Genomic DNA, 16,888 nt, shown 5'->3' with positions numbered 1-16,888 from the left:
CTGACAGATGACTTATTCTTGGATGTAGAGACTTATTCGGGAGCTCTTAACAAAAACTTCACATAGATCGTATACCCTTTTGAATGTGCGCAACTTCAAGCTGCTCAAGGCATTTACTGTATTTTAAGACCTTTTAAATACTCGTAGAGTGCATCTGCTTCTGAATCATTTAGTTTAGGGTACGTCCCTGTCATCTTATTACCTGGTTTAAAGCTCTCTGGATCTTTCAGCCATGCTTTGACATTTTCTTTGTTCATGTCTTTAATTCCAGCTACTTTTGTCCGCTCTCCGAAGGTTGCAAGGTTTGGTGCAGTCCTTGCCGCCTCTGGTCGTTCATCTCCAGGCTCTACCGCGTGACAACTTAAACAGTTTTTCTCTTTAAAGAGTTTTTCACCCTCAAGGGCTAGATCTGACGTAGATGCAGGCTTTTTATAATCTGTCATCTTTTTCGTCCAGCCTAAAAACTCATCTTGAGAAAGCGTTTTAACTTTAAAGTCCATTAAAGCATGTGATGGACCACAAAGCTCTGCACATTTCCCATAGAAATATTCTCCAGCATCTTTCGTTCGTTTTGAGTCAAATGTTAAATAAAACTTGTTCTCGTTGTCTGTATTTGTATCAATTTTACCCCCAGCTGATGGAATCCAGAATGAGTGTTTCACATCAGATGCTTTCAGCTTAAAATAAACCTTTTGATCAGTTGGAACAATCAATTCCTGACTTGTCACAATCCCATAATCAGGGTATTCAAATTCCCACCAATATAAGCTGGCTCTTACATTCACAACAAGTGTTTTTTCAGGATCTCGTTTTTTCTTATCCATAGCGCTTGTATCCCCTAGCTCAAGCGTGTATGCCACAACAGGTACAACGAGAATAATGAGTAGAAGTATCGGAATCGCTGTCCACGTAATTTCGAGGTTACGGTTCCCTTCTACCTGTTTAGGAATCGTATCTTCTCCCACTTTAGAACGTTTGAATTTAATGATGACGTAAAAGAAAATGATCGATACAACAATAACGACAAGAACCATAATAAGTGTACTCAGTACCGTTAGGAAAAACTGTTTATCTGCTACTTCCCCAACTGGCTTGAGTGTTGATAAGTATGGTTCACCGCAGCCCGCCAAAACGAGCGTCAGTAAAAGAAACAGTGAATAAACACGCCATTTTCTTATCATAATTTGTCCCAACCCCTTTTGCTTGATCTCCTTTGCCTTTCGCTTTTACCTCTTATTTATAAAATCACCTTTCACCCATCCATAACCCCCGCCTCTTATAAAAGCACTTACATTTCCTCTTTTCATAAAAAAATGATGTTTTTACTCAAAATACCATCTATGTATAAACAGAAAGCCGCCTAAATAGAACTGAATATCAGGCGGCTTTCATAGTTGTAAGAAAATGTTGTGTTATAAGATATAGCCATTGTTTTGATGTGATCAAAGTGTATTTCACTCTAGAATAGTGTGATAATAATCATCGCAACGAAAAAGATCGTTAAGTAGTTTAATGAATAAACGAACATGAGTGTTGACCACTTCATGATATCTTTCATTTTAAAGCCCATAAGACCAATGACGAGCCATCCAATGTTCAGCAATGTGCCAAGTGCGACAATCGGCCATCCTAATCCACCTAAGAAAAATGGAAGCGGAAGAAGACATGCTGTCCAAATGATGATTTGGCGTTTTGTGACTTCAAAGCCGTAAACAACTGGCAGCATTGGAATACCTGCTTTGCGGTAATCTTCCGTTTTCTTAATCGCAAGTGATAAGAAATGTGGAATTTGCCAGATGAACATAATCATAAACAGGACCCAAGCCGTTGTGTCGATGGTGCCTGTAACAGCTGTCCAGCCAATTAATGGCGGAACCGCACCAGATACACTCCCAATGACTGTATTAATGGTGTAATGGCGTTTAGACCACATCGTGTATAGAACTGCATAAGTAAAGACACCGATAAATCCAATCACTGCTGATGTAACAGTTGTCATCAGAAGCATAATCAGTCCAAGTACAACAAGCAGAATACCAAATGCATACGCTTGACCTGGCTGAACTTTACCTGTCACCGTCGGTCTTGTTTTTGTTCTTTCCATTAGTATATCAATATCACGGTCAAACGCATTATTAATGGCGCATGAACCGGCAATAATAAGAGAAGAACCAATCATTGTTAACAGCACAATATCAAGATTCCCAAGGAAACTCATATCTGTAAAATAAAAAGCAAGCCACATTCCAGTAAATGTTGTAATGAAATTGGAATTGACGATGCCCATTTTAATAAGAGCAAGAAAATCTTTTAAAGCGGTTGTTTCTTCTATTTGTCCATGAATAGCTGCTTCCGCGGCTGTTTTGGAATTTGCCAATGTGTATAACCTCCCTTGCCCAAACCTTCAAACGAACGAATAAAACGTAAAATCGTTACAACTCTATCATACAAGATAAAGAGCTGTAAAAAAACATCCTATTAAATAATAAACGACAAACTTGAAGTTATTTGTGAACTTTTCGTGAATTTATTAGGATGTGCGTTTCAGAAGGCGGTGCAAAATGAAATATTCTCTCCTCTATTTCTATCAGACTGTCAAAGAAAGATCAAGCACTCTAAATCTGTAAACTTTGTGAACTAACATATCATTTTTTTGTGAACTTTGGTCATTATGAATTGCAACAGAACACGCATTTGGCTTAAACTTGAGAACATGTGAGGTTTTCATTTAGATCAGAAGTTATTTAGAGAAGGTGAAATCATTTGATGAAATTTGCTTTAAGGTTATTGAGCGTTGTCACAACATTTGTGATGCTGATCGTTCTGATTGGCGGTGCGCTTGTGACGAAAACTGGCTCCGGTCTTGGCTGCGGCAGACAGTGGCCCCTTTGCCACGGTCGTTTCTTTCCAGAAATGAACCCTGCTTCCATTATCGAATGGAGCCACCGCATGTCAACAGGAGTTTCCACCATTCTTGTATTGGCACTGGCGGTCTTATGCTGGAAAAAAATCAGTCCAGTATTCCGTGAAACCAAATTTTTGGTCATCATGTCCATTATATTCTTACTGCTTCAAGCGCTGTTAGGGGCACTCGCCGTTGTGTTTGGTTCTAACGCACTTGTCATGGCACTGCACTTCGGTATTTCACTGATTTCTTTTGCTTCCATTTTACTACTGGCACTGCTTGTGTTTGAAGCAACCAGATCTGAAACAAAGCTTGTGAAGCCGCTTCATATCGGCAAAAGAATGCAGTTCCATATTTATGGGTTGATCACATATACGTATATTGTGGTGTATACGGGCGCCTATGTGAGACATACAAAATCAAGTCTTGCATGCTCTGTCTTCCCATTTTGTTCAAAAGACGGCGCACTTCCAGCGTATTTTAATCAATGGGTTCAAATGTCTCACCGAGCAGCAGCCCTTCTTTTATTCGTTTGGATATTTGTTGCGATGTTCCATGCCCTTAAACATTATAAAGAACAAAAGCAGCTGTATTATGGATGGATCATTTCAGCCATTCTGATTACACTTCAAGCGATCTCTGGTGTCATGTCTGTTTATTCTCAGCTCGCACTCGGTTATGCGCTTGCTCATTCATTCTTTATTTCTTGTTTGTTTGGGGTACTATGCTACTTCTGCTTACTCATTGCCCGGTTTAAATATGAAAATAGAGAGCCTTTCAGATAAACATAAAAGAAATCCCCCTTTCATCCGAAAAGGGGGATTTCTTTTATGTTTGTTTCGCTTCTTCAAATGTCGAAATGGCTCTTTTTCGTCTTTCTTGATGATCGACTGTAGGCAGAGGATATATATCCCCCAGCACACACCCCGATTTCATCTGCTCATCTATCGGCATTTTACTCGGTTCATGAATCCATTTTTCATTCACATGCTTAAGTTCTGGCACATACCTTCTAATATATTCTCCGCTTGGATCAAATCGTTTCGACTGGGTCGTTGGGTTAAAAATACGGAAGTAAGGAACAGCATCCGTTCCGACGGAGGCTGCCCACTGAAATCCTCCAATATTCGAAGCCTCATCATAGTCGACAAGTTTTCTCGCAAAATACGCTTCGCCCATTCTCCAATCGATGAGATAATCTTTTGTCAGGAATGAAGCCGTCACCATTCTCAAACGGTTATGCATCCAGCCTTCTTCATTTAACTGTCTCATCCCAGCGTCAACGAGCGGGAAGCCTGTTTGTCCTTTACACCAAGCTTCAAAAAGTGTCTCATCATCATTCCATTTTATGTGTTGAAAGGAGGCGTTGATTTCTTTTTCTTTCATCTCTGGATAATGCGCAAAGATCATATGATAAAAATCACGCCATGCCAGCTCTTTGATAAATGTTTCCTTGCCCTCATCTTTAACAAGTTCTTCCTCATTGACCGCATGAAAGATTGTGCGAATAGAAATGGTCCCGGTTTTTAAGAACCGAGACAGCTTGCTCGTCCCAAAAACAGACGGAATATCTCGTTTCTCATGATAATGCGTCAATCTTTCTTGAATAAAGCCGCCTAGCGTGCTTCTCGCTTTGTCTGACCCAATCTGATCGAATTTTCTTGTACATTTCTTAATGATGTCCCTTAGTTCCGCATCTCCCTTTTCAGAAAGTGACTCATCACAAATCGTATGCTCACTGCTCAGAAATGATTTGTCAACTTTTATCACAGACTGCTTCTCCTGCTTCCGCCACGCTTGGTAGTATGGAGTAAACACTTGATAATGAGAACCATCCGCTTTTAAAATATCTCTCGCCCCATGCAGATGCGTATCTTGCCACTTTGACACATGAATGCCCTTTTCTTCTAAGAAACGGGTCACTTGCTCATCACGTGTTCGACCATTTCCTACTTCGTCCTCATTAAAAAAGACCGCATTGATGTCATAAGCATTCATGAGCTTTTGAAAAGCGGACAAAATATCATCATGAATGAGATGAACATACATGTGAGATTCTCTCGCTTCCTTGACGAAATTGGCCAAGTTTTGAAAGAAATGTTCGTTGTTCAAATCCAGTTCCATTTCTGTAAAAAACGGATCTAGATGATAAAAAGCAAATAATCGGTACTGATGTTTTTTTGCATATGTGATCGCTTTTGATAAGGCGATATGATCATCCAATCGCATATCTCGGCGAAACCAAATCACGACAATTTCCACTCTTTCTTCACCTCATTTTATAGTGTAATCACTCTAGCGGGCGGCTGCACATTTTAATGCGCTCAAAAAAAGACACATCCAAATGGATGTGTCTCACTCATTATTCAGGCTTTAAGACAATCAACAGATCTCCAGTTTGAATCCCTTCTCCATTCGTGACATGAATTTCATCCACGACTGCTGAGAACGGTGCTTGTACCGTCGTTTCCATCTTCATCGCTTCATTGATCATCAAGTGCTCACCTTGAGAAATTTTCTGTCCTTTTTCAACAAGCACTTTGATCACAGTGCCTGGCATCGATGCGGCAATGTGATTTGGATTTGAGCGATCTGCCTTCATTTTTTCTTGAACGGAGGATTTGATGCTTTCATCCTTAATGACCACTTCACGCGGCTGTCCATTCAGTTCAAAGTAAAGCACTCTTGTAGCGTCCGGATTCGGTTCTCCAATGGACACGAGTTTGACAATGAGGGTTTTCCCTTTTTCAATTTCTACCTCAATTTCTTCACCAAGTCTCATGCCGTAGAAGAAGGTTGGTGTGTCAAGAACAGAGATATCTCCATAGCTTTCTGCTGTTTGAACAAATTCAGAAAAGACTTTCGGGTATAAAGCATATGCAATGGCATCTTGTTCTGTCAACGTCAGATCATGTGATTCTTTGAACTGCTTTTTGATTTCTTCAAAGTCCACAGGCTTCAGTTTCTCACCTGGTCTGACAGTAAGCGGCTCCTCCCCTTTTAAAATCAGCTTTTGCAATTTTTCTGGGAACCCGCCATGAGGCTGTCCTAAATAGCCTTTAAACAATTCAACAACCGAATCTGGGAAATCCAGTGTTGCTCCTTTTTCATAAACATCCTCTTCTGTCAGATCGTTTTGCACCATATAAAGCGCCATATCTCCGACCACTTTAGAAGACGGTGTTACCTTCACGATATCACCAAACATGTCATTTACACGTCTGTACATTTCTTTTACTTCATTCCAGCGTTCGCCAAGGCCGACCCCTTTTGCCTGCTGTTGCAGGTTACTATACTGGCCACCAGGCATTTCATGCTCATAAATTTCTGTATGCGGTGAATTCATTCCGCTTTCAAACTCATGGTAATATTTTCTGACGGAATCCCAATATTGAGAAAGACGTTCAACCGCTTGAACATTCATTTCGGGCTTTCTTTCATGTCCGTCTAAAGCATAATATAATGAGCTCGCACTTGGTTGTGATGTGAGCCCCGCCATAGAGCTGACAGCAACATCAACAATATCAACACCTGCATCAATCGCTCTTGCATAGGTGAAGAGTCCATTTCCACTCGTATCGTGTGTATGAAGATGGATTGGAATCGTGAGCTCGTCTTTTAGAGCCGATACAAGTTCATAAGCCGCCTGCGGTTTTAATAATCCCGCCATATCTTTAATGCCTAAAATATGAGCGCCTGCGGATTCAAGCTCCTTCGCAAGAGAGACATAATATTTCAAATCATATTTCGGACGTGATGGATCAAGAATATCACCTGTATAACAAATCGCTGCCTCTGCCACTTTGCCGGATTCACGAACAGAATCAATGGCAAGCGTCATACCTTTGACCCAGTTTAGACTGTCGAAAATACGGAAGACGTCAATGCCTGCCTCTGCCGATTCCTTTACAAATGCTTTAATCACATTATCCGCATAGTTTGTATATCCGACAGCGTTTGATGATCTTAATAGCATTTGGAACAAAGTGTTTGGCACTTCTTGACGAAGCTCTTTCAATCTTTCCCAAGGATCTTCTTTCAAGAAACGATATGCCACATCAAAGGTAGCACCGCCCCACATTTCCATACTGAATAACTCTGGCCATAAGCCTGCTGTTGGCTGCGCAACTTTCTTTAAGTCGTGTGTTCTAAAGCGTGTTGCAAGCAGGGATTGATGTGCGTCTCTAAAGGTTGTATCCGTTAAAAGTACACCGCTTTGCTCTTTCACCCAATTGGCGAGCCCCTCAGGTCCATGCTTGTCTAACAATTGTTTTGTTCCAGAAGGAATCGTTTCATGGACAGCAAGTTTCGGCACATTTGGTTGATCAAAATGAGGCTTCTTATTTTCCGAAATACCAGGGAACCCATTAATGGTAACGTTACCAATATAAGTAAGCATTTTCGTTCCACGGTCTTTTTGCTTAGGGAAGTTAAATAGCTCAGGTGTTGAATCAATAAACGATGTATCATATTCCCCTCTTAGAAACTTCTCGTGCTTTGCGACGTTTTCAAGAAACGGGATATTTGTTTTAATGCCGCGAATCCTGAATTCTTGTAAATTTCGGACCATTTTAGCCGCAGCTTGATCAAATGTAAGTGCCCAAGTAGACAGCTTGACCAACAGTGAATCGTAATAAGGTGTAATCACCGCACCTTGGAAGCTGTTCCCTGTATCAAGACGTACACCAAAACCACCGCCTGAACGGTAAGCCATGATTTTTCCTGTATCTGGCATAAAATCATTCAAAGGATCTTCTGTTGTGACCCTTGATTGAATGGCAAATCCATGTGTAAAGATATCTTCTTGTTTTGGTATCCCGACTTCTTTGCTGTGGAGGTCATGTCCTTTTGCGACAAGAATTTGGGTTTGGACGATATCGACACCTGTGATCATTTCTGTGATCGTGTGTTCCACTTGAACCCTAGGATTGACTTCAATAAAATAAAACTCGCCATTTGCCACTAGGAATTCTACAGTCCCTGCATTGATATACGATACATTCTGCGCCAGCTGAACAGCCGCTTCACAGATGTCTTCACGCAATTGATTAGAAAGAGACACACTTGGTGCAACCTCAATGACTTTTTGATGACGCCTTTGAACAGAGCAGTCACGCTCATATAAATGAATGATATTGCCGTGATTGTCTCCAATCACCTGCACTTCAATATGTTTCGGATTTTCAATCAGCTTTTCAACGTATACTTCGTCATTTCCAAAAGCCGCTTTCGCCTCTGACTTTGCACGGTCGTAGGCTTCGTTCAGCTCCTCTTTTGATCTGACAATCCGCATACCTCGGCCGCCGCCTCCAAGTGAAGCTTTAATAATAAACGGGTAACCGTATTCTTCACCGAATTTTTCGACTTCTTTGACCGAATCAACTGGCCCGTCACTTCCTGGAATGACTGGAATTCCAGCTTTTTTCGCTTCATCTCTCGCTTTTACTTTATCTCCAAACATATCTAAATGTTGAGAAGTTGGGCCGATGAATTGGATGCCTTCCTCTTCGCATCGTCTTGCAAAATGAATGTTTTCAGATAAAAATCCGTATCCTGGATGAATCGCATCCACGTCATTTCGTTTTGCAATTTCGATGATCCCCTCGATATCAAGGTAGGCATCAATCGGCTTTTTCCCTTCTCCAACTAGATATGCTTCATCGGCTTTATAGCGATGATAAGAGCCCGAGTCTTCTTTGGAGTAAATGGCCACTGTACGTAAGTTGAGCTCCGTACAGGCCCTAAAGACTCTGATAGCGATTTCCCCTCTGTTTGCAACTAGAACCTTTTGAATTGTTCTCTGTGACATTCTCACTCCTCCATATCCCTTAAAATTTTATATGTACTCTATAATAAAGGAAGAAATGAAAACTGTACACTTTTGTTTTCTAAAGATTCAAAGTTTTCTGCAATCCATTTTTTTGAATCGATGGTTTGCTGATTGATTTTTTCTTTTTATAACGCTCTTTATATTCAGTGAACATGCTGATATTCAGCAATATTCCCATACATCCACTCAGTAAAATGATAGACGATCCCCCGTAGCTGATAAACGGAAGTGTGACCCCAGTGATCGGAATGAGACCTGAAACACCACCCAAATTAATACACGTTTGGATGGCAATCATTGAAGAAATTCCTATTGCAAGCAAACTTCCAAACGGATCTTCACACTTTCTCGCAATGTAAAAACCTTTCACGACAATAAAGCCAAGGAGAGCAAGGACAAAAAATACACCGAAAAAACCAAGCTCTTCCGAGATAATTGCCATGATAAAATCTGTATGCGGTTCTGGAAGGTATCCATACTTTTGTACACTCTCTCCAAGACCAAGCCCAAAAAAGCCGCCTGACCCAATCGCATAATATGAATTAATCAATTGATGCCCAGAAGCGCCTGCGTCTTTAAATGGATCTTGGAAACTCTCAAAACGTCCAAGACGATTCTGCGTGAAAATTTTATCCCAAAAAAGAATAATAAACGGTGTCACAACAACCATCACCGCACTAAATAAAGCGAGCAGCTTGGCCAGCGTTTTGCCGCTAAACCCTGAGCATAAAATCATCGCAAGGGCAATCATACCAATGATAAAAGCTGTCCCATAGTCTGGCTGTAAAATAATAAATCCGCATAGGATGGAGACAACCACAATTGGAGGTGTCACCCCTCTTAAAATATGGTCAATATAATGCTGCTTCTTTGCATAGACAGCAGCAAGATAAATGATGACAACGATCTTCACGAATTCCGCTGGCTGAAGACTAAAAGGTCCAAATTTGATCCAGCTTCTAGCATTCCCTGCAATGTGACCGCCAAAGTACACATAAATGAGAGAAAACACAGATAACAAAAGCATCACAATTTGGAATCTTTTATTTAAGAGCAGCTGATACGGAATGAGGGCTGTAAAAATCAAGATGACCGCCCCGACAATCATAAATAAAAGCTGTTTCTTGAAAAAATTATCTGGCGCAGCATCATATCTGATCACAGATGTAATCATACTTGAGCTATACACCATCACCAAGCCGAATGCGCTAATTAATATAATGGCGAACAATAATGAGTAGTCATACGATTTTAGCATTCTCTTTAACATATAATCCTCTTCCTAACGTCTATTTCTACTGCTTGACATTCTCTTCTCTTAGCTGTTCTTATTCTACTACATTTTCTCCGTTTGATCCCGTTTTACCTCTTTATATTGTTCGTCTTTCATGAGACAATCAAGTCCGTTTGGCATCAATCAAAATAAAAAGGCGGACAAAAAAACTCAAACTTATGTTGTGGAAGTTTGAGTTTTCAATCATTATTTTTTTGTGAACGCATCATGAAGTGCGGATAGTTCTCTCTCAAGTTTATCGAGTAGTTTTTTGCCTTCATGTTGATCAACTAATCCAAGCCGGACAGCGAAATCAATTTCTCTCGATAATCCGAACATTTGAGTATCTAAAACCTCTTCATAAAGAGGACATTGCGGCATCGTTAAGTTGTCCATTTGCACTTGGATCAATTTTAAAATTTTATCTGCATCCAATTTTAATAAAGCCAGTGCTTTTTGCCGATGATCGACTAAAATTTCTGACGCCAAAAGTATCCCTCCGTTCCCCAGGCGAGTACCTAATTCTTCTATTTATCATAAAGCGAAACGCCCAAAATTGCAAGCAGATTTGTACAGTTCGCTCTGTAAAAATAAAAAGAAGCCATTCGTTATTAAAAGATACTCATCTCATATTTTTCACTCATGAGCTCAAGCAGCTTAATACCCGCAATACTATTCCCTTTTTCATCCAAAGCAGGCCCGAATATACCTATCCCAAAGTCGTATGGCGCCGCCCCCATAATTCCGCCTGAAACACCACTTTTAGCAGGGATTCCGATATTGATCGCAAATTCCCCGCTCGCATTGTACATACCGCATGTGACCATAAACGTTTTACAAATTCTAGCGACATCTTTCGAAAGGATTTGCTTTCCTGTCTCTGGATGCCTGCCATCTAATGAAAAAACACACGCGATCTTCGCCAAATCCAGGCTGTTCATCATGACGGCGCACTGCTTCGTATAGACATCCATCACCTCTTCTACATTCCCTTTAATGATATGATATTGCTTCATATAATAGCACATTGCGCGGTTAATCATTGATGTTTCAAATTCGGATGCAGCGGTTTCTTTGCAATATGTAATGGTGGTGTCATTGGCAAGCTCTCTAATAAAACCAAGCAGCCGGTTCAGCTGATCTTGCGGCGTTGCCCCTCTTATTAAACTTGTAACGGCAAGCGCTCCTGCATTAATCATTGGGTTAAGCGGCTTATTTGGGCTTGCTGTCTCTAGTTTAATCATCGAATTAAACGGGTCGCCAGTCGGTTCTTGTCCAACATATTGAAACACTTTTTTCGGTCCTTCTTCTGAGAGCACGAGCGCCAGTGCTAATACTTTTGAAATACTTTGCAGGGTGAATCGTTTATCAACATTTCCTGCTGAGTGGCACGTATTACTCACATGATAAACAGCGACAGATAAATCCGATTGATCCGCTTTACCGAGTGCCGGAATATAGGATGCTACCTTTCCATTTTTGGCCACCTTTTTTGCCTCTTCTACAAATCGCTGAAGCTCTTCATTGTCACGACATGCCATGCCCAAAATCCTCCCTATTTTTCGTCTAATCGTAGTTTGTACAAGGAGGTGCATGTTTATGAAAGTGACAAAGCGGGCGAAAACTTCTATAATTTATGTTGGAAAGGGGTTGTCTTGAACATGAGCATTATTCAAATCAAAGGGAACGTACAATACAAGATCACCATTGATCCGAGTGTATGGATTTTTGATGACCGTAAATTTTTAATGGATTCATTTTTTGAGAAAAGTGCAGCAAACGAAGAGCAGCAGCTAGATCAGGAGCTTGATCAAGAGCGGGTCATAAGAGAAGGTCAAACACTTCCACCCACATTAAAAACAGAGAAAAAGTACGAAAAAGAAAGACTTGTCACAGGCAGCTTCGGGATGAAACTTGGCGACATGATAAAAAATGCAGAACCGCTCGAACAAGCGGAGACGTGTGAATTTGTCACAGAAACAGAAACAATTGCTGTTCCGCTCTCTAAGGCGATGGATAGCATTGCCCATTTCAGCCAAAATGGAAAACCTATAACAGAAGAAGGACCAATCCACGTTTATTTCGAGGATCAGTCCAACATCACTCAGCCGATTAAAGGCGTCAAAGAGTTAATCATTACATAAGATGGCGGGTCTGGACTATAATAAATCAGCTGCAAGCTGTGCAAGTCCAGACCTTTCTCCTTTGACAAGCTTGACATGTCCAGATATTTGCTGCCCTTTGAAACGCTCAATGACATATGTGAGCCCATTATTTAAGCTGTCTAAATAAGGGTGATCAATCTGCTCTGGGTCTCCCATCAGCACAATTTTACTTCCCTCACCAACCCGCGTTAATAATGTTTTTACTTCGTGTTTTGTTAAATTTTGCGCCTCATCGATAATGATAAATTGATCAGGGATACTTCTCCCGCGAATATACGTTAAAGCTTCCACTTGAATTGAACCGATGCCCGCTAGTATCGCATCGAGTTCACCGGGTTTTTTTGTGTTAAATAAAAATTCTAGGTTGTCATAGATCGGCTGCATCCACGGTCTGAGCTTCTCTTCTTTTTCGCCTGGCAAATACCCTAAGTCCTTACCAACAGGAACAATAGAGCGTGCCACGATGAGCTTTTTAAACATGCCGAGGTCCTCTGTCTGCATTAATCCAGCAGCAAGTGCAAGCAGTGTCTTGCCTGTTCCCGCTTTTCCGATAAGTGTCACAAGCGGAATATCGCGGCGTAAAAGTAACTCAAGCGCCATCGTTTGCTGGACATTTTTTGGGCGAATTCCCCAAATATGTTCTTGGTCATAAATAAGCCGTTTCACATGCTCTGCTTTTTGATCAAGCATCCCCAAAGCAGAACCACCCTCATTTCCCTTCATAATAACAAATTGATGAGGGTTTAATGGCGTTTGGGTGACGTCTTTTATTGGTAACTGATTTTGCTTATAAAATGTATTCAGCTGCTCAGTCGGAATATAGAGCTCGTGATAGCCGTTATCAATGTCTTCATTTTGCAGCACACGATCGCTTAAGAAATCCTCTGCTTGCAGACCAATGGCATCCGCCTTTACTCGCACTAGGACATCTTTGCTGACCAAAATGACAGGCCGGCCATCCGGTTTTGTTTCTTCCTCTAAGCTCAAATTCTTGGCAACAGCCAAAATCCGGTTATCGTTTGTTTTTTCGATGAAAATTTCTTGAAGTTCATGGAAAGAGCGATGATTCAGCTCAATACGAAGTGTTCCTTTTGACTCCAGCGTAATTTTTTCATGCAGTTTGCCTTTCGATCTCAAGCCGTCGATTAAACGTGAGACACGTCGTGCATTTTGCCCAACCTCGTCCATATATCTTTTTTTCGAGTCAACTTCTTCTAACACTACGGCCGGAATCACGACCTCGTTGTCTTCAAATGAAAAGATTGAATTCGGATCCTGTAATAACACATTTGTGTCTAATACATAAATTTTACTCAGGTCCTTCGCCTCCTGATCGGGGTTTCATTCATCCTTGTCTTTCCAAAAACGATTGTTAAAATATATGTTTTCATGAATAAAGTTAGAAGGTTAATTCAACAATAAAATAAATCATGCAGTTTGTGAAGGAGGGAATACACATGCGACTATTTTTGACGTTATTCATGGTTCAAACCATTCTTTTATTAGGTGCTTGCCAACATCAAGAGAAGCCTTTGGCACAAGAACATCAAGACGGAAACAAGCATTTAGTAAGAGTATCAGACTCATCCAAGAAAAACACTGACAAAGCCCGCCCAGCTACAGATGTGGCGCAGCACCTAGTGAATGTGACTGAGCATGTAGCAGATGTAAATGACGCAACAGCGATCGTCATCGGCAAGTATGCTGTCGTTGGCATTGATGTAAAAGATGATTTAGATAGAAGCAAAGTTGAAACCATTAAATATTCAGTCGCCAAAGCTCTGACAAATGACCCAGAAGGTGCGAATGCTGTTGTCGTCGCTGATCCAGATACAGTGAGCCGTTTAAAGGAAATGGGTAAAGAAATACAAGCAGGCAGGCCAGTAAGCGGAATTATGGATGAACTAGCAGCCATTGTGGGACGTGTTATGCCAGAAATGCCTCGAAATGAAATCGACCGTAACGAAACAGATCCGACAAATGATCCGAACCATCAGCTCAAACAACAAGATCAAAAGCAATTAGAAAAAAACCAAAACGATCAATCAAACCATCATATGAATCAGAAGAAATAATGAGAACGGCTTATATCTCTTGTGATATAAGCCTTTTTTATGCTGATTTTAAGTGGCTCAAAAAACATGCTATAATGAAGGCATGACCAAAGTGAGGTGAAAATGATGAGAGTGAAGTGCTCATTATGTGAAAAGCTTGAAACCATTAATGATGATACACTTGTTGCTAAACGGTTAAGAAATCGACCGATTCATACATATATGTGCGATGACTGCCAAGAAAGAATTAAAGTAAAGACAGAGGCACGCATCAAAACTGGCAGATTCTCTCTTTATCAAGATCCTGCGACGAAAGAGAAAAAGAAGAAAAAAGGAAAAAAAGAACAGAAGACATAAAAAAGACCTGAACTTGTGTCAGGTCTTTTTTACGTACTCACTGTTCCTTCTTTTTTCGCACGATGCAGTCGTATTTTATAAATAATCAAAATGACAGCTGCCACAACCAGGCCTTCTGCGACTGGCAAGAAGATACCTAGAAATGTGAGAAACGTGCAACCAAAAATCAAAAACAAATAAATGACAAGTGCTTTTAAAATCGGTAAACGTCTAGCAAATCCGAGTTTAAAAACAACAATCGCTAAAACAAGGATGGTGCCATATAGGAGCCACATCCCTGTTTGCGGATTTTCATCGACACGAAACAGCATCGCGAAAAAGGATAGATTCTCACTTACTTCCTGATCATTCAAAAAGATTCCCTCCCCTTATCTTTCAGGGTTCTATCTTTTTAATTCTTCATGGAATTAAGATAATCCTGCTAGCTTTTTCTTCTTCGCTGCTTTCTCACGTTCGTTTTTATCTAAAATTTTCTTTCTTAAACGGATCGATTCCGGTGTAACCTCACAGTATTCGTCTTCATTTAAGTACTCAAGAGATTCCTCAAGTGACATAATACGTGGTTTTTTCATACTAACTGTTTGATCTTTCGTCGCTGAACGCACGTTTGTTTGTTGTTTCATACGACTTACGTTGACAACAAGATCGTTTTCACGGTTATGCTCACCAACAATCATTCCTTGGTATACTTCAACACCCGGCTCAACGAAAATCACACCGCGCTCTTCAACGCCTTGGATTCCGTAAGCAGTTGCTTTACCTGTTTCCATTGAAACAAGTACACCTTGACGGCGTCCGCCAACTTGACCAGACTGCATCGGCTGGTAGCTGTCAAACGTATGGTTTAAAATACCAAAACCACGAGTTAATGAAAGAAATTCAGTTGTATATCCGATTAAACCACGTGATGGCACTGTAAAGATCAGGCGAACTTGACCGTTACCATTATTGATCATGTCAATCATTTCACCTTTTCTTGCGCCCATTGATTCCATGATAGAGCCAGTGTGCTCTTCAGGTACATCAATTTGAACGCGCTCAACAGGCTCACATCGAACACCGTCAACTTCTTTTACAATAACTTCTGGCTTCGATACTTGCAGTTCAAATCCTTCACGTCTCATATTCTCAATCAGAATGGATAAGTGAAGCTCACCGCGTCCTGATACGACCCAAGCATCAGGTGAATCCGTTGGATCTACACGAAGACTTACGTCTGTTTGAAGCTGCTGTTCTAAACGCTCTTCAATTTTACGTGATGTCACGTACTTTCCTTCACGGCCTGCAAATGGGCTGTTATTCACAACAAATGTCATTTGAAGTGTCGGCTCATCAATACGAAGGATCGGCAATGCCTCTTGGTGTTCTACCGGGCAGACTGTTTCTCCTACGTTGATGTCTTCCATACCAGATACTGCGACAAGATCTCCAGCTTTCGCTTCATTGATTTCCACTCGTTTTAACCCTTGGAAACCAAAAATCTTCGTCACGCGGAATTGTTTTACACTGCCATCCACTTTCATTAGAGCAACTTGCTGTCCTACTTGCATCGTTCCTCTAAATACACGGCCAATTCCAATTCTTCCAACATAATCATTGTAATCAAGTAGCGCCACTTGGAATTGAAGCGGCTCTTCATGGTTGTCGACTGGGCATGGGATATGGTTGACAATCGCTTCAAACAACGATTCCATGTTTTCATCTTGCTTACTAGCATCGTTACTTGCTGTACCATTGATTGCTGATGCATATACAACTGGGAATTCAAGCTGTTCTTCTGTTGCATCCAATTCAATGAACAAGTCAATGACTTCATCGACTACTTCAGCTGGACGAGCAAAGTCACGGTCAATTTTATTGACAACAACAATTGGTGTTAAGTTTTGCTCAAGTGCTTTTTTTAGCACGAATCGTGTTTGAGGCATACAACCTTCATATGCATCCACAACGAGAAGTACACCATCTACCATTTTCATGATACGCTCAACTTCACCACCGAAATCGGCGTGTCCTGGTGTATCTAAAATATTAATGCGTGTATCTTTATAATGGATCGCAGTATTTTTAGCTAAGATCGTAATACCGCGCTCTCGCTCTAAATCATTTGAATCCATGGCTCTCTCAGCGATATTTTCATTCGCACGGAAAGTACCAGCTTGATGGAGCAATTGGTCAACAAGCGTCGTTTTACCATGGTCAACGTGGGCAATAATTGCGATGTTGCGAAGGTCTTTTCGAAGTTTCACATTTTCATCTCCTAAAATAATTAGATAACTTTCATATTATATCACAATCCCCTTTAAA

At 40.8% G+C, this 16,888-nt stretch carries 14 protein-coding genes; 4 read left to right on the top strand and 10 right to left on the bottom strand.

The features are described from left to right. Positions 1–113: 113 nt before the first annotated feature. Positions 114–1,181 carry a cytochrome c oxidase subunit II gene (coxB, locus tag NST01_RS07265; RefSeq protein ID WP_039168612.1) on the bottom strand — a complete coding sequence of 356 codons (1,068 nt, stop codon included), beginning with the start codon at positions 1,179–1,181 and terminating at the stop codon, positions 114–116. A 278-nt stretch (positions 1,182–1,459) separates the two neighbouring features. After that, positions 1,460–2,377: a heme o synthase gene (gene cyoE / locus NST01_RS07260; RefSeq protein ID WP_007499825.1), complete on the bottom strand. Its 918-nt coding sequence runs from the start codon at positions 2,375–2,377 to the stop codon at positions 1,460–1,462. A 389-nt stretch (positions 2,378–2,766) separates the two neighbouring features. Between cyoE and NST01_RS07255 the strand changes: the two genes are divergently transcribed. Then, positions 2,767–3,690, top strand: coding sequence for a COX15/CtaA family protein (locus NST01_RS07255; RefSeq protein ID WP_008345045.1), 924 nt, complete (start codon positions 2,767–2,769; stop codon positions 3,688–3,690). Positions 3,691–3,733: 43 nt separating this feature from the next. Here the strand turns inward: NST01_RS07255 and NST01_RS07250 are convergent, their stop codons facing one another. The 5 genes from NST01_RS07250 to glsA all read right to left on the bottom strand — a co-directional run bounded on the left by NST01_RS07250 (position 3,734) and on the right by glsA (position 11,549). Further along, positions 3,734–5,167: a cryptochrome/photolyase family protein gene (locus tag NST01_RS07250; RefSeq protein ID WP_213406604.1), complete on the bottom strand. Its 1,434-nt coding sequence runs from the start codon at positions 5,165–5,167 to the stop codon at positions 3,734–3,736. Between the two features lie 100 nt (positions 5,168–5,267). Beyond that, positions 5,268–8,714: a pyruvate carboxylase gene (gene pyc, locus NST01_RS07245; protein ID WP_041092203.1), complete on the bottom strand. Its 3,447-nt coding sequence runs from the start codon at positions 8,712–8,714 to the stop codon at positions 5,268–5,270. Between the two features lie 79 nt (positions 8,715–8,793). Further along, the gene (ftsW, locus tag NST01_RS07240; RefSeq protein WP_008345051.1) at positions 8,794–10,005 is read right to left on the bottom strand and encodes a putative lipid II flippase FtsW; all 1,212 of its coding nucleotides are present in this window, start codon (positions 10,003–10,005) and stop codon (positions 8,794–8,796) included. A 210-nt stretch (positions 10,006–10,215) separates the two neighbouring features. Next, positions 10,216–10,497 carry a YlaN family protein gene (locus NST01_RS07235; protein WP_003212509.1) on the bottom strand — a complete coding sequence of 94 codons (282 nt, stop codon included), beginning with the start codon at positions 10,495–10,497 and terminating at the stop codon, positions 10,216–10,218. A 122-nt stretch (positions 10,498–10,619) separates the two neighbouring features. After that, on the bottom strand, positions 10,620–11,549 hold the full coding sequence (gene glsA, locus NST01_RS07230) for a glutaminase A (RefSeq protein ID WP_035392166.1): 930 nt from the start codon (positions 11,547–11,549) through the stop codon (positions 10,620–10,622). 120 nt (positions 11,550–11,669) lie between these two features. Between glsA and NST01_RS07225 the strand changes: the two genes are divergently transcribed. Continuing rightward, positions 11,670–12,152 (top strand): hypothetical protein, encoded by a 483-nt coding sequence (locus tag NST01_RS07225; RefSeq protein ID WP_008345056.1) that lies wholly within the window; start codon positions 11,670–11,672, stop codon positions 12,150–12,152. Positions 12,153–12,167: 15 nt separating this feature from the next. Here NST01_RS07225 and NST01_RS07220 read toward each other — a convergent pair whose 3' ends face one another. Further along, a complete protein-coding gene (locus tag NST01_RS07220) occupies positions 12,168–13,490 on the bottom strand; it encodes a PhoH family protein (RefSeq protein ID WP_025207279.1) in 1,323 nt (440 codons plus the stop codon). Positions 13,491–13,630: 140 nt separating this feature from the next. Between NST01_RS07220 and NST01_RS07215 the strand changes: the two genes are divergently transcribed. After that, positions 13,631–14,248 carry a YhcN/YlaJ family sporulation lipoprotein gene (locus tag NST01_RS07215; protein ID WP_048002864.1) on the top strand — a complete coding sequence of 206 codons (618 nt, stop codon included), beginning with the start codon at positions 13,631–13,633 and terminating at the stop codon, positions 14,246–14,248. 105 nt (positions 14,249–14,353) lie between these two features. After that, on the top strand, positions 14,354–14,584 hold the full coding sequence (locus tag NST01_RS07210; protein ID WP_008345063.1) for a YlaI family protein: 231 nt from the start codon (positions 14,354–14,356) through the stop codon (positions 14,582–14,584). Positions 14,585–14,613: 29 nt separating this feature from the next. Here the strand turns inward: NST01_RS07210 and NST01_RS07205 are convergent, their stop codons facing one another. Together NST01_RS07205 and typA are read right to left on the bottom strand one after the other, a co-directional pair. Beyond that, on the bottom strand, positions 14,614–14,895 hold the full coding sequence (locus tag NST01_RS07205; protein ID WP_048002867.1) for a YlaH-like family protein: 282 nt from the start codon (positions 14,893–14,895) through the stop codon (positions 14,614–14,616). A 96-nt stretch (positions 14,896–14,991) separates the two neighbouring features. Continuing rightward, positions 14,992–16,830 carry a translational GTPase TypA gene (typA, locus tag NST01_RS07200; RefSeq protein ID WP_012009833.1) on the bottom strand — a complete coding sequence of 613 codons (1,839 nt, stop codon included), beginning with the start codon at positions 16,828–16,830 and terminating at the stop codon, positions 14,992–14,994. Positions 16,831–16,888 lie beyond the last annotated feature (58 nt).

Source organism: Bacillus sp. FSL R7-0166 (genome assembly GCF_038008935.1).
Taxonomy (GTDB): domain Bacteria; phylum Bacillota; class Bacilli; order Bacillales; family Bacillaceae; genus Bacillus; species Bacillus altitudinis.
The sequence above is the reverse complement of the archived record's forward strand: the minus strand, read 5'-3'. Positions and strand labels throughout refer to the sequence as shown.